Consider the following 12,549-nt stretch of genomic DNA (forward strand, 5'->3'; position numbering starts at 1 on the left):
GAAGACCAGCCCGGACGGTGTTGCAGTCAGGAACCGATGTATGAAGTTTTCACCACGGTGTAGAACTCTTGCGCATAGCGACCCTGCTCGCGCGAACCATAGGACGACCCTTTGCGGCCGCCGAACGGCACGTGGTAATCCACGCCGGCGGTTGGCAGGTTGACCATCACCATGCCCGCCTGGGAATGGCGCTTGAAGTGATTGGCGTATTTCAACGACGTGGTGGCGATACCCGCCGACAGGCCGAACTCGGTGTCATTGGCCATGGCCAGCGCCGCCTCGTAATCCGCCACACGCACAATGTTGGCCACCGGGCCAAAGATTTCTTCACGGCTGATGCGCATCGAGGCCTCGCTGTCGGCAAACAGCGTCGGCGCCAGGAAATAACCTTCGGTGTCGCAGGTTACCAGGCCGCCGCCGCTGACCAGCCGCGCACCTTCGCTCTGGCCGATGTCGATGTATTTCAGGTCCTGGCTGAGCTGGGCTTCGGAAACCACCGGGCCGATATCGGTGCCGGCCTTCAACGCATGGCCAACCTTGATCGACTGCATGCGCTCGGCCATGGCCGCGACGAACTTGTCGTGGATGCCGGCGGTCACGATCAGGCGGCTCGAGGCGGTGCAACGCTGGCCGGTGGAGTAGAACGCGCTCTGCACCGCCAGTTCGACAGCCTGCTTGAGGTCGGCATCGTCGAGGATGATCTGCGGGTTCTTGCCGCCCATTTCCAACTGCACCTTGGCCTGGCGCGATACACAGTTGACCGCGATCTGCCGACCTACGCCCACGGAACCGGTGAAGCTGATGCCATCGACTTTCGGGCTGTTGACCAGGACGTCGCCGACTACGCGACCGCTGCCCATCACCAGGTTGAACACACCGGCAGGGAAGCCGGCGCGGGAAATGATTTCGGCCAGGGCCCAGGCACATCCTGGCACCAGTTCGGCGGGCTTGATCACCACGCAGTTGCCGTAGGCCAGGGCGGGGGCGATTTTCCAGGCCGGAATCGCGATCGGGAAGTTCCACGGGGTGATCAGGCCGACCACACCGAGGGCCTCACGGGTGACTTCGACGTTGACGCCCGGACGCACCGACGGCAGGTAATCGCCGGACAGGCGCAGGCATTCACCGGCGAAGAATTTGAAGATATTGCCGGCGCGAGTCACTTCGCCGATGGCTTCGGGCAGTGTCTTGCCCTCCTCCCGGGCCAGCAATTGGCCGAGCTCTTCACGGCGGGCGAGGATCTCGGTGCCGACCTTGTCCAGCGCATCGTGACGCGCCTGGATACCCGAAGTCGACCAGGCCGGGAATGCGGCGCGTGCCGCGTCGATGGCGGCGTTGACTTGGGCGGCGTCAGCCTTGGCGTATTCACCGATGACATCGGACAGGTCGGACGGGTTGATGTTGGCGCAATAGTCGGCACCGGCTACCCACTGACCGTTGATGTAGTGATCGAAACGCTTTGAATCTGCCACGTAGCTACTCCTCTTACAAAGCTGTCTGGGAACGCAGAGCGTCCCTGGCTGCACTCCCACGCCGGGCATGGGAACGCTCAAGCCTTACGCAAAAAGCCGCTGATTGCTCAGCGGCCTTGTCGGTCTGTTATTGCTTGCCTTGCTTGTCGATCAGCGCGGCCAGGGCTTCGTATTCTTCTGGCAGCAGGTCGGTCAGCGGCGTGCGCACAGGGCCCGCGTCGTGGCCAACGATCTTCGCGCCGGCCTTGACGATGCTCACTGCGTAACCGGCCTTGCGGTTGCGGATGTCCAGGTAAGGCAGGAAGAAGTCGTCGATGATCTTGCCAACAGTTGCGTGATCATCACGAGCGATGGCGTTGTAGAAGTCCATGGCGGTCTTCGGAATGAAGTTGAACACCGCCGAGGAATAGACCGGCACGCCCAGGGCCTTGTAGGCCGCGGCGTAGACTTCGGCGGTCGGCAGGCCGCCCAGGTAGCTGAAACGGTCGCCCAGGCGACGACGGATCGACACCATCAACTCGATATCGCCCAGGCCATCCTTGTAGCCGATCAGGTTCGGGCAGCGCTCGGCCAGGCGTTCCAGCTGAACGGCGTTCAGGCGGCAGACGTTGCGGTTGTACACCACCACGCCGATCTTCACCGATTTGCACACGGCTTCAACGTGGGCGGCGACGCCGTCCTGGCTGGCTTCGGTCAGGTAGTGCGGCAGCAGCAACAGGCCCTTGGCGCCCAGGCGCTCGGCTTCTTGAGCGTATTCGATGGCCTGGCGGGTGGCACCGCCAACACCGGCAAGGATTGGCACGCTGGTGGCGCAAGTGTCGACGGCGGTCTTGATGACTTGCGAATACTCGCTGGCGGCCAGGGAGAAGAATTCACCGGTGCCGCCTGCTGCGAACAGCGCAGAAGCGCCGTACGGGGCCAGCCACTCGAGGCGCTTGATGTAGCTGTCGCGATTGAAATCGCCTTGGACAGTGAAATCGGTGACCGGGAACGACAGCAGGCCAGACGAGAGGATGGACTTCAGTTCTTGTGGATTCATTATTCGAACACCCTGGGACGCAAGTTGTGTGTGTATGAAAGGTAAGCTTCTGTCAGAAGTTGTAAGTCATCGTACAACTTAAAATGAGAACGTCAACTGCATTTCATCTTTTGTGTGGAGCGCCACTGCTCGGAATCCGTCAGGGGCCTTGTAGACCGCGCTTTTGAGCGTGGTCCAGGCGACAGCTACGAAGGTGAAGATTCCTGGAGACGGCCGAGGTGAAGACCGTTGGTCGTCACTGTCAACTCTGTCAGTAGGCGTCGTCATGGGATGGGGGGATAACGCAGCTGTGGCTGTTCAGCGCCGACGGGTAAGGCGTGAGCAAGCCCTCTTAGGAAGAGCCTGTGTGAAGCAGCTGGTCGCGCGTGGTCAGGTTCCTTCCTGCATTCGAAATGAAGCTGGAAGTGAGTCGCCCCCTTGATGCAAAGGCGACTCCTTAAGGAGAGACCCCATGTCGGACGACAATGACAGTGCAAAGACCCAAGAGAGATTCGAGAAACCCATTCTCACGCAATTTCCTGCCGAACAGCTCTGCGAAGAAGTGACGGTCAGCCTGTCGAAGCTTGGCGATGGGCTAACGGTCCGGATTCCGTATCCGAACAAGATCTCGGTCACCTCATCGTGTCGGTTGGTCCTGGAGTCCGAGACGCACCCTGGATGGGAAGACACCCACGCTGAAGCGATGGGTGTCTACGACAAGGATCCGGAGACTCATCCGGATGATTTCGACGTGCCTTCGCCCCGAAAGGATGTGTTGATGAGCGTATCCAACGATGTATTGAAAGCCTACATCGGCACATCGGTGAAGCTGCGCTACCGGTGTTCGAACGAGAGCTATGACCCGGATAACTCCAAGCCGATCACGTTGAAAATCGTACCCTAAGGCCATGGTACGAGCTGCGCGCCAATCCATTTCTGTAAAGGAAACCATCATGAAAACGTCGAGACAACTGGAAAAACCTTACTTCTCACATGCCACAGAGGGTGTGGTTGACGTACCCAAACTCCCCGACCCTGCGAAGGCAGAGGTTCGACAATACGAAAACCATCGGGCAGGCGACGAGGTTAGATTCACCGTGACGACCAGCACCGGTAATACCTGGACTGACAGTGTTGCTTTAACCGCTGACCAGCGCTTCCCACTGGGCTTCGCAATTCCAAAATCGACGTTCGAGAAAGGGCTGACGGCTGGAGCGACAGCCAAAATGCAGTACACCGTTATTAACTACAATACTGGCAACCCAACACGCTCTGAAATCCTGGAGCTTTCGTTGGTGCTGTAGGGGCTTTCTGCGTCCCCTTACGCCAGCCCCGTTGTGCGGGGAGCCGCTGAACCTGCTTATCGTTGGAGTTGACCATTGCGTTGTCCTCTTGCCCCATCAATGGGGAGGCGCGTTCATTCGCACCGCCAGTCAAGGGCAAATAGGGACAGCGATCGAACTGTCAGGACTGACAGTTGCGACGGTCGGTATCGTTCAACTTTCAGCTAGCCCTGCGCCTGGGCCTCTTCATGGGCCTGGCGCAACCGCTCGCGGCTGTTGGTCAGGTGCAAGCGCATCGCGGCACGGGCGGCGTCGGAGTCCTGGCGGGCGATGGCCTCGTAGATTTCCTCGTGCTCACGGCTCAGGCGGTCCATGTAGTGTTGCTGGTCGTCATGGGCCAGGCGCGCCGAGTTCACGCGGGTGCGCGGGATGATGCTGGTGCCCAGGTGGGTCATGATGTCGGTGAAATAACGGTTGCCGGTGGACAGGGCGATTTCCAGGTGGAAGGCGAAGTCCGAGGCCACCGCATCGGTGGCGTGGGCCGCGCTCTCGCTCAAGGCATCGAGGGCGGCGCGCATCGTTGCCAATTGCTCGTCGGTGCGGCGCTGGGCGGCGAGCCCGGCCGACTCCACCTCCAGACTGATGCGCAATTCCAGGATCGCCAGCACATCACGCAACGTGACCACCGTGGCCGGATCGATACGGAAACCGCTCGGGCTGGGCGTGTCCAGCACGAACGTGCCGATGCCATGGCGGGTTTCCACCTGGCCGGCCGCCTGCAAGCGGGAAATCGCCTCGCGAACCACGGTACGACTTACACCGTGGGCCTCCATGATCGCCGACTCGGTGGGCAGTTTATCGCCCCGCTTGAGCACGCCGTCGCGGATCTGCTCGGACAACACCGTCACCAGCTCCTGCGCCAGGCTGCGGCGCTTGCGGGGGAGGCGTGGTAAATCGATGGGGTTTTCCATGGGTCAGTGTCTCGGCAGGCGGCTAATGGTCATCATCATAGCGCAACGTGGTTGTACGATCACCGTCCTACCGTACAGCCCTCGTTGGGAATTGTCGTTGTGGCGAGGGGATTGTCCCCACCGGGGCGCGAAGCGCCCCTATCAAATCAAGCGCAACACCGTGGCGTATATAGGTAGAGCAAGGGCTGCTGCGCAGCCCGGCGGGGATAAATCCCCTCGCCACAGTAATGTTCGGCATGGTCATCAAGCGGTCACGGTGTGCTCCACCAGTTGGCCATTTTCGATGCGCACCTGTCGTGGGTGGAAACGTTTCAAACTGCTTCGGTGGCCGACGCTGACAATGCTCAATCCCGGCAACTGATCGATGAGCGCCTGGTACAGCGTCGCTTCGTCTTCCTCGTCCATGGCCGACGTGGCCTCGTCCATGTACAACCACAGCGGGGCATAGAGCAATGCCCGGGCAAAGGCCAGACGCTGCTGTTCACCCGGCGAGAGCATGCGCTGCCAGTGATTGCTTTCGTCCAGTCGAGAAACCAGGTGTGGCAGACGACAGGTTTCCAGCACCTGTGCATAACGCTCGTTGGGGTATACATCCCCGGGCTGTGGATAACTGAGCACTTCGCGCAGGCTGCCGATCGGCAGATAGGGTTTCTGCGGCAGGAACAGGTAACGCGCCGCCGGCAGCAGGATGCGCCCGTGCCCGGTGGGCCACAGGTGTCCCATCGCCCGGAACAGCGTGGATTTACCGCTCCCGGAGCGGCCGCTGAGCATCACCCGCTCGCCGGGTTCGACGGTCATGGCGGCGTTGCTGAGCAGATGCCGACCGTCGGCCACATCCAGCCCCAGGTTCTCCACCTTCAGCAGGCTGCCCTGGTTCTCCACTTCGATGGCCGGCACCCGCTCTTCGTTGTCGCTCATGGCCTGGCGGAAGCTCAGCAGACGATCGCACGTGGCGCGCCACTCGGCGAGCTGGGCGTAGGCATCGATGAACCAGCTGAAATTCTCCTGCACATTGCCGAACGCCGAGTTGATCTGCATGAGCTCGCCCAGTTGGATCTTGCCGGCGAAGTAACGCGGTGCAGCAACCATGAATGGGAAGATGATCGCGATCTGGCCATAGCCGGAAGTGAAGAAGGTCAGCCGCTTGGACACCCGCATGATGTCCCAGAAGTTATGCCAGACCAGGCCGAAACGCCCGCTCAGGCGTCGGTTCTCGTTGGGCTCGCCGTTATAGAGCGCAATGCTCTCGGCGTTTTCGCGCACCCGCACCATGGAAAAACGCAGGTCCGCCTCGAAGCGTTGCTGGTTGTTGTTCAAGCCGATCAGCCGGCGACCGATCAGGTGCGTCAGCCAGCTGCCCACCGCGGCATACACCAGGGCGCACCAGAACATGTAGCCAGGGATGGTGTAGCCGAACACTTCGATGCTGCCCGACACGCCCCACAAAATGATCGAGAACGACACCAGGCTGACCACGGTGCGCAGCAGGCCCAACCCCAGGCCCAGGGTGTTGGTGGTGAAACTGTTGAGGTCTTCGGAAATCCGCTGGTCCGGGTTGTCGGTATAGCCGCCCTGCTCCAGTCGGTAGTAATTCTTGTTGTTCAGCCAGCGGGCGAAATGCTGTTCGGTGAGCCAGGCCCGCCAACGGATGGTGAGCATCTGCGTCAGGTACAGCCGGTATACCGCCCCCAGGATCGCCACGGCGGCAATGCCGCAGAAATACAGGATCAGTTGCCAGAATGCCGTGTCGTTCTTCTCTTGCAGGGCATTGTAGAAATCCTTGTACCAACTGTTGACCCACACCGAGATCGCCACGCTGAACAGCGACAGCGCGATGACGGCGATCAGCAGCGTCCAGGCCTTCCCCTTCTCCTCGCTACGCCAGTACGGAGTGGTCATTTGCCAGACACGACGGAAAAACTGCCCGCGCACCGCATCGTTGACCGCGGAATATTCAGCGTTCTGATTCATGATTTAAAGCCCGATCAAAAGAATCGGGCCGATCATAGAGCATCGGCCCGATTTATCGCGAGAGGGAGAACATCCGTTCAGCGCTGGTTCAGCGGCGCACCGGACGCTTCTGCAATTTGCGCTGCAAGGTGCGCCGGTGCATGCCCAGGGCGCGAGCGGTGGCGGAGATATTGCCTTCGTGCTCGGTCAGCACCCGCTGGATGTGCTCCCATTGCAGGCGATCCACCGACATCGGGTTTTCCGGCACCAGGGTGTCGAGGTCGGCATGCTCGGACAGCAGCGCGGCCAGCACGTCATCGGCGTCCGCCGGCTTGCACAGGTAGTTGCAGGCGCCGCGCTTGATGGCTTCGACCGCCGTGGCGATGCTCGAATAGCCGGTGAGGATCACCACGCGCATTTCCGGGTCCAGCTCCAGCAGCTTGGGCAGCAGCACCAGGCCCGAGTCGCCGTCCATCTTCAGGTCCAGGGCCGCATAGTCCGGCAGGTCGGCCTGGGCGATGGCCAGGCCTTCTTCAGCGGAACCGGCGGTGCTGACGCGAAACCCGCGACGGGACATGGCGCGGGCCATGACGCGGGTGAACGTGGCGTCATCATCAACCAGCAACAGGTGCGGCAGCTCTTCGCCGTCGACTTGGATCTCGTCACTCATGTTCGTCTCCTCGGTCGGCACGGGGCAGGCGCAGCTCGGTGAGCGTGCCGCCTCCCTCATGGGGGTAGAGTTTCACCGAGCCGCCGGCGCGTGTCACGCTGGCTTTGCTCAAAAACAGGCCCAGGCCCAAACCTTTGCCCTTGGTGGTAAAGAATGGCTTGCCGATCTGTTCGGCAATCGCCAGCGGCACGCCGGCGCCGTGGTCGCGGATGCAGATGGTCATCTCGTAGGCGTTCCAGTCCAGCGCCACTTCCAGGTTGTCGGGACAGGCATCGGCGGCATTGTTCAACAGGTTCAGCAACGCCTGGGTCAGGTCCGGCGGCGGCGCCATGCGCGGTACCACGCCCTTGCCCAGGTGTTGCAAGCGATAACTGGCTTCCGGGCGCATCAGGTGCCAGCGGTTCAGGGCCTCGTCGAGCCAGAAAGTCACCGCCTGCATGTCGATGTCCAACCGGCGGTTCGCCTCGGCGGCGCGCACCAGGTACTGCAGGGTTTCCTTGCAGAGCTTGACCTGGTCCTGCAGCACGCCGAGGTCGTCCTGCAGGGCCGGGTCGGGATGGTCCTGGCGCATTTCCTTGAGCAACACGCTCATGGTCGCCAGCGGTGTTCCCAGCTCATGGGCAGCGCCAGCCGCCTGGGTGGCCACGGCCAGCAGTTGTTCGTCCCGCAGGCCTTCCTCACGACGAATGGCCCGCAGCTCTTCCTGACGGCGCAGTTCCTCGGCCATGCGCGCGGCAAAAAACGTGATGACCGCCGCGGCCAGGGCGAAACTCAGCCACATGCCATAGATCTGCAGGTTTTCCCGGGCGATGGGGAAGGTTTCCAACGGATAGAAGCGCGCCAGCAGCAAGGTGTACAGCGCCAGGGCGATGCCGGAGAGAATCAGCGAATAACGCCACGGCAGGGTCACCGCGGCGATGGTCAGCGGCACCAGGTAATAGGACACGAACGGGTTGGTGGAACCGCCGGAGAAGTAGAGCAGCGCACTGTGGATAAACAAGTCGAAGGCCAGTTGCACCGCGTATTCCAACTCGGTCACCGGCCAGGACGTGCGCAGGCGGATGACCGTCAACACGCACAGCCCCATGGAACAGGCCAGGGTGATCCCCAGTTGCAGCCAGGGCAACGGCAGCAGGTCGAACCAGTAGGCAAGCCCTACCGAGCCGGCCTGGGCGGCCAGGACCAGGATCCGGATGAACGTCAGGCGCCAGAGGTTCTGGCGAGAGGCGGAAGTCATTTGCAAAGGGACGAGCATGAGCTCTCCTGATGAGCGCTCCAGGCGAATCGCACGGAGTATAACCAAGGCATGGGCGGCACAGACAGCTATGCGGCAAAGCGCCACAGCTTCGAAATGACACACTGCCCACTCTGGCAGGTATCTGTATAGAAGTTGTAACTGTGCGAACCCGCCCATAAAAGCTAGAGTCTTATCCTTCACGCAGGCCCGGACCTCACCCCTGCGCCACATTCCAAGGAGCTTTCATGCACACGTTCAGTCGCCACGCCGCCCTGCTCGCCGTCAGCCTCGGCACCGTCGCCAGCCTGCCGGCCATGGCCGCCGACGAGCTTCACTACAACCAGATTTCCCTGCGCGCCGAAGCCAGCCAGGAAGTGGCCCGTGACCTGATGATCGTCACCCTCTACACCGAGGACCAGAACGCCGACCCGGCCAAGCTCGCCGCCGCCGTCAGCACGACGCTGAACAAGGCCATCGGCCAGGCCAAGCAGGTCAAGGACATCACCCTGCGCCAGGGCAGCCGCAACAGCTACCCGATCTACGACAGCAAAGGCCAGAAAATCACCGGCTGGCGCGAACGCGCCGAACTGCGCCTGGAAAGCGCCGACTTCGCCGCCCTGTCCAAGCTGACCGGCGAACTGCTCACCGACATGAAAATGGGCGGCATGGACTTCGCCATCTCCACCGCCACCCGCCAGAGCAGCGAAAACGCCCTGCTCAAGGACGCGGTCAACGCCTTCAAGGCCCGCGCCCAACTGGCCACCGAGGCCTTGGGCGGCAAGGGTTACAAAATCGTCAACCTGAACCTCAACACCAACGGTTATCCACAACCCTTCATGCGCCCGCAAATGATGATGAAAGGCGCGTCCATGGATGCGGAGTCCGTGACGCCGGAAGTGGCACCCGGTACCAGTCAAGTGAGCATGACGGCGGATGGGGCGATTGAGGTGTTGATGCAGTAATCGATGGACTGACTGTGCCATCAGCCCAGAGAAGCCCTTGTGGCGAGGGGATTTATCCCGCTGGGCTGCAATCAGCCCCCCTGACACCGCAATGTGTCAGATGAATGGCAGCAGGGCCTCTGCAAGAGCTCCACCGCTCAAGGCACCACAAATACAAAAGCCCGCAACCGCGGGCTTTTTGTCGGGCATTACTTCGTGTAGTGGAAGCGACATGAAATGACTGTCAGCGTGTCATTCTCATAGGCGTAGACAAAGCGATGCTCTTTGTCGATACGGCGTGACCAATAGCCCGTTAAATCCCCTTTCAACGGTTCAGGTCGACCAACCCCCTTGAAGGGGTCGCGAAGACAGGCCTCGATAAGCTCATCTACCGTCGCGTGTTTGGTTGGATCGTTTGCGTCCCAGTATTGGTAGTCTTCCCAACCGTCTGGCACAAATGCAATTACCACGTTCTCGCGGGCGTTAGCTTTGTTCTTCTGTTTCTGTTTTGCCGACATTTAAAGGAAGCTCCCTGGCAAAGGCTTTCCCGGCTTTGTGCAGCGCAACAGAACGGCGTAAGCGCGTGGCATTCGACTCTGTACCTAACAGATACATCGTCTCGGCCATAGAGTTGTAGTCCTCCAAGGAGAGGATCACTACATGATCACCACGCTGACGGGTGATGACCGTCGGCTCATGATCTCGGCATACATCGTCCATCGTCTGCTTCAGGGCGGCACGAGCCTGGCTGAAAGTTATTACATGCATCGTCTAATTCCCTCCTGAGGCCAGCTCAGGCGAAACCAGGACCGCCCTGGTGGTTTGAGAGTTTCCCGCGGAACAACAGCGGGGCACTTGTCTCCTCCGCTGAGAAGCGGAGTCCTTGAATCCACGCCGCAAGCGGGGGTATCAAGGTAAATCTGGCACTTGGCTAAACCTCGATGCCTTCTCAGTCGTCCAGCAAAAGCGATGACGGCCGAGCGCGCACATAGTACAACGTTCTGTACAATTTCAAAACTCTGCGCCGGACAACTCGACTCGTACGAAATGCCTTCAAGCACTGCACGGTATATCCAAACCCACCAGTCCCTCGCACTTTTGGCTATTTCCCCCGTCCCACCCCAACCGCTACCCTCAGGAAAATCGTCACCACCGCCAAGGGATTTCATGGACAGAACCACCTTCAAACCACTCCTACTCACCCTCGCCCTGATCGGCAGCATTCCAATGGCCCAGGCCGCCACCACCCTGGTCTACTGCTCCGAAGCCAGCCCCGCCGGATTCGACCCCAGCCAGTACACCAGCGGTACCGACTTCGACGCCTCGGCCGAAACCGTCTTCAACCGCCTCACCCAATTCAGACGCGGTGGCACCGAGGTGGAACCGGGGCTGGCGACAAGCTGGGAGGTGTCGGCCGACGGCCTGGCCTACACCTTCCACCTGCGCGAGGGCGTCAAGTTCCACACCACCGACTATTTCACCCCCACCCGCGAGTTCAATGCAGACGACGTGCTGTTCACCTTCCAGCGCCTGCTCGACCCGCAGCATCCGTTCCGCCAGGCCTACCCCACCGAGTCGCCGTACTTCACCGACATGGGCCTGAACACCACGATCAAGCGCGTCGAGAAAATCGACCAGCACACCGTACGCTTCGACTTGAACAACGTCGATGCGGCCTTCGTGCAGAACCTGGCGATGAGTTTCGCCTCGGTCCAGTCCGCCGAATACGCCGCGCAGCTATTGAAGGAAGGCAAGGCCGGCGACCTCAACCAGAAACCGGTCGGCACCGGCCCGTTCGTGTTCAAGCGCTACCAGAAGGACTCGCAGATCCGCTACGCCGGCAACAAGGCCTACTGGAAACCCGAGGATGTGAGGATCGACAACCTGATCTTCTCCATCACCCCCGACGCCGCCGTGCGCCTGCAGAAGCTCAAGCGCAACGAATGCCAGGTCAGCGGCTACCCGCGTCCGGCCGACATCGAAGTGATGGAACAGGACCCCAACCTGCAAGTGCTCAAGCAGCCGGGATTCAACCTGGGCTTCCTGGCCTACAACGTCACGCACCCGCCCCTGGACCAGCTCAAGGTCCGCCAGGCACTGGACATGGCCATCGATAAGCCGGCGATCATCAAGGCTGTCTACCAGGGCGCCGGCCAACTGGCGCAGAACGCCTTGCCGCCGGCGCAATGGTCGTTCGATCCGGCCATACGCGATGCGCCCCATGACGTGACCAAGGCCAAGGCGCTCCTCGAGGAGGCCGGGGTTGCGCCAGGTACTACCATCGATTTATGGGCGATGACGGTGCAGCGCGCCTCCAACCCCAACGCCCGGATGTCGGCGCAGATGATCCAACAGGATTGGGCCAGGATCGGCATCAAGGCCAACATCGTCAGCTATGAGTGGGGCGAGTACATCAAGCGCGCCAAGAACGGCGAGCACGACGCGATGATCTACGGCTGGACCGGCGACAACGGCGACCCCGACAACTGGCTGGGGGTGCTCTACAGTTGCGCGGCGGTCAAGGGCAGCAACTACGCCAAGTGGTGCGACCCGGCCTATGACCGCCTGGTCCAGCAAGCCAAGGTCTCCACCGACCGCCAGCGACGGATCGACCTGTATCGCCAGGCGCAGCAGATCCTCAAGCAACAGGTGCCCATCACCCCCATTGCCAACTCCACGGTGTTCCAACCGATAAACAAACAGGTGGTGGATTTCAAGCTCAGTCCGTTTGGCCTGACACCCTTCTACGGCGTGGGTTTGCACAAGTAAAACCCGCCCCGAACCGGTGCCCGGCCACGCCGCCGCGCACCGATAAAGGGCGCGTTTTGCACCGAAAAAACCCGCGCAAACGATCAACCGCGTCAGAAGTTACACAGATGCGACATTAAGGTACGTTCGTGCCACTGTTTCAGATTTGCAACCGCTCTGGATCTTGCATTGGGTATGGGGCCTGCATAAGTATCCGCAGGACGACTCACGAGGTCGCCCTCAAATCCAAAAATGACAA

12 protein-coding genes are annotated in these 12,549 nt (G+C 60.9%); 4 read left to right on the forward strand and 8 right to left on the reverse strand.

The genetic code is table 11. The features are described 5' to 3' along the window. Window positions 1–26: 26 nt before the first annotated feature. Window positions 27–1,472, reverse strand: a complete 1,446-nt coding sequence (locus BW992_RS02965) for an aldehyde dehydrogenase family protein (RefSeq protein ID WP_072388445.1) — start codon at window positions 1,470–1,472, stop codon at window positions 27–29. Between the two features lie 127 nt (window positions 1,473–1,599). Continuing rightward, window positions 1,600–2,511 (reverse strand): 5-dehydro-4-deoxyglucarate dehydratase, encoded by a 912-nt coding sequence (gene kdgD / locus BW992_RS02970; RefSeq protein WP_072430750.1) that lies wholly within the window; start codon window positions 2,509–2,511, stop codon window positions 1,600–1,602. A 451-nt stretch (window positions 2,512–2,962) separates the two neighbouring features. On the opposite strand from kdgD, the gene BW992_RS02975 reads away from it, so the two are divergent. Together BW992_RS02975 and BW992_RS02980 are read left to right on the forward strand one after the other, a co-directional pair. Then, window positions 2,963–3,394, forward strand: a complete 432-nt coding sequence (locus BW992_RS02975; protein ID WP_072388449.1) for a hypothetical protein — start codon at window positions 2,963–2,965, stop codon at window positions 3,392–3,394. A gap of 49 nt (window positions 3,395–3,443) precedes the next feature. Further along, window positions 3,444–3,794 carry a hypothetical protein gene (locus BW992_RS02980; protein WP_072388451.1) on the forward strand — a complete coding sequence of 117 codons (351 nt, stop codon included), beginning with the start codon at window positions 3,444–3,446 and terminating at the stop codon, window positions 3,792–3,794. 203 nt (window positions 3,795–3,997) lie between these two features. On the opposite strand, the gene BW992_RS02985 is transcribed toward BW992_RS02980, so the two are convergent. The 4 genes from BW992_RS02985 to BW992_RS03000 all read right to left on the reverse strand — a co-directional run bounded on the left by BW992_RS02985 (window position 3,998) and on the right by BW992_RS03000 (window position 8,619). After that, window positions 3,998–4,744 carry a FadR/GntR family transcriptional regulator gene (locus BW992_RS02985; RefSeq protein WP_072388453.1) on the reverse strand — a complete coding sequence of 249 codons (747 nt, stop codon included), beginning with the start codon at window positions 4,742–4,744 and terminating at the stop codon, window positions 3,998–4,000. 243 nt (window positions 4,745–4,987) lie between these two features. After that, window positions 4,988–6,715 (reverse strand): ABC transporter ATP-binding protein/permease, encoded by a 1,728-nt coding sequence (locus tag BW992_RS02990; RefSeq protein WP_072388455.1) that lies wholly within the window; start codon window positions 6,713–6,715, stop codon window positions 4,988–4,990. Between the two features lie 88 nt (window positions 6,716–6,803). After that, a complete protein-coding gene (locus tag BW992_RS02995) occupies window positions 6,804–7,364 on the reverse strand; it encodes a response regulator transcription factor (protein WP_025211826.1) in 561 nt (186 codons plus the stop codon). Then, complete coding sequence (locus BW992_RS03000) at window positions 7,357–8,619, reverse strand: ATP-binding protein (RefSeq protein WP_072388458.1); 1,263 nt, start codon at window positions 8,617–8,619, stop codon at window positions 7,357–7,359. The genes BW992_RS02995 and BW992_RS03000 overlap by 8 nt, the downstream gene beginning before the upstream one ends. Before the next feature lie 227 nt (window positions 8,620–8,846). On the opposite strand from BW992_RS03000, the gene BW992_RS03005 reads away from it, so the two are divergent. Further along, a complete protein-coding gene (locus BW992_RS03005; RefSeq protein WP_072430748.1) occupies window positions 8,847–9,563 on the forward strand; it encodes an SIMPL domain-containing protein in 717 nt (238 codons plus the stop codon). A gap of 188 nt (window positions 9,564–9,751) precedes the next feature. Here BW992_RS03005 and BW992_RS03010 read toward each other — a convergent pair whose 3' ends face one another. Beyond that, the gene (locus BW992_RS03010) at window positions 9,752–10,060 is read right to left on the reverse strand and encodes a Txe/YoeB family addiction module toxin (protein ID WP_072458692.1); all 309 of its coding nucleotides are present in this window, start codon (window positions 10,058–10,060) and stop codon (window positions 9,752–9,754) included. Next, window positions 10,026–10,310 carry a type II toxin-antitoxin system Phd/YefM family antitoxin gene (locus BW992_RS03015; protein WP_072388464.1) on the reverse strand — a complete coding sequence of 95 codons (285 nt, stop codon included), beginning with the start codon at window positions 10,308–10,310 and terminating at the stop codon, window positions 10,026–10,028. The genes BW992_RS03010 and BW992_RS03015 overlap by 35 nt, the downstream gene beginning before the upstream one ends. 399 nt (window positions 10,311–10,709) lie before the next feature. On the opposite strand from BW992_RS03015, the gene BW992_RS03020 reads away from it, so the two are divergent. Then, window positions 10,710–12,311: an ABC transporter substrate-binding protein gene (locus tag BW992_RS03020; protein ID WP_076405568.1), complete on the forward strand. Its 1,602-nt coding sequence runs from the start codon at window positions 10,710–10,712 to the stop codon at window positions 12,309–12,311. Window positions 12,312–12,549: the final 238 nt, after the last annotated feature.

Source organism: Pseudomonas sp. 7SR1 (genome assembly GCF_900156465.1).
GTDB lineage: Bacteria > Pseudomonadota > Gammaproteobacteria > Pseudomonadales > Pseudomonadaceae > Aquipseudomonas.

Bases quoted from the DNA above. Each gene is read 5' to 3' on its own strand.
- kdgD (WP_072430750.1), bottom strand. From the start codon at position 2,511: ATGAATCCACAAGAACTGAAGTCCATCCTCTCGTCTGGCCTGCTGTCG.
- BW992_RS02975 (WP_072388449.1), top strand. From the start codon at position 2,963: ATGTCGGACGACAATGACAGTGCAAAGACCCAAGAGAGATTCGAGAAA.
- BW992_RS02980 (WP_072388451.1), top strand. From the start codon at position 3,444: ATGAAAACGTCGAGACAACTGGAAAAACCTTACTTCTCACATGCCACA.
- BW992_RS02985 (WP_072388453.1), bottom strand. From the start codon at position 4,744: ATGGAAAACCCCATCGATTTACCACGCCTCCCCCGCAAGCGCCGCAGC.
- BW992_RS02990 (WP_072388455.1), bottom strand. From the start codon at position 6,715: ATGAATCAGAACGCTGAATATTCCGCGGTCAACGATGCGGTGCGCGGG.
- BW992_RS02995 (WP_025211826.1), bottom strand. From the start codon at position 7,364: ATGAGTGACGAGATCCAAGTCGACGGCGAAGAGCTGCCGCACCTGTTG.
- BW992_RS03000 (WP_072388458.1), bottom strand. From the start codon at position 8,619: ATGCTCGTCCCTTTGCAAATGACTTCCGCCTCTCGCCAGAACCTCTGG.
- BW992_RS03005 (WP_072430748.1), top strand. From the start codon at position 8,847: ATGCACACGTTCAGTCGCCACGCCGCCCTGCTCGCCGTCAGCCTCGGC.
- BW992_RS03010 (WP_072458692.1), bottom strand. From the start codon at position 10,060: ATGTCGGCAAAACAGAAACAGAAGAACAAAGCTAACGCCCGCGAGAAC.
- BW992_RS03015 (WP_072388464.1), bottom strand. From the start codon at position 10,310: ATGCATGTAATAACTTTCAGCCAGGCTCGTGCCGCCCTGAAGCAGACG.
- BW992_RS03020 (WP_076405568.1), top strand. From the start codon at position 10,710: ATGGACAGAACCACCTTCAAACCACTCCTACTCACCCTCGCCCTGATC.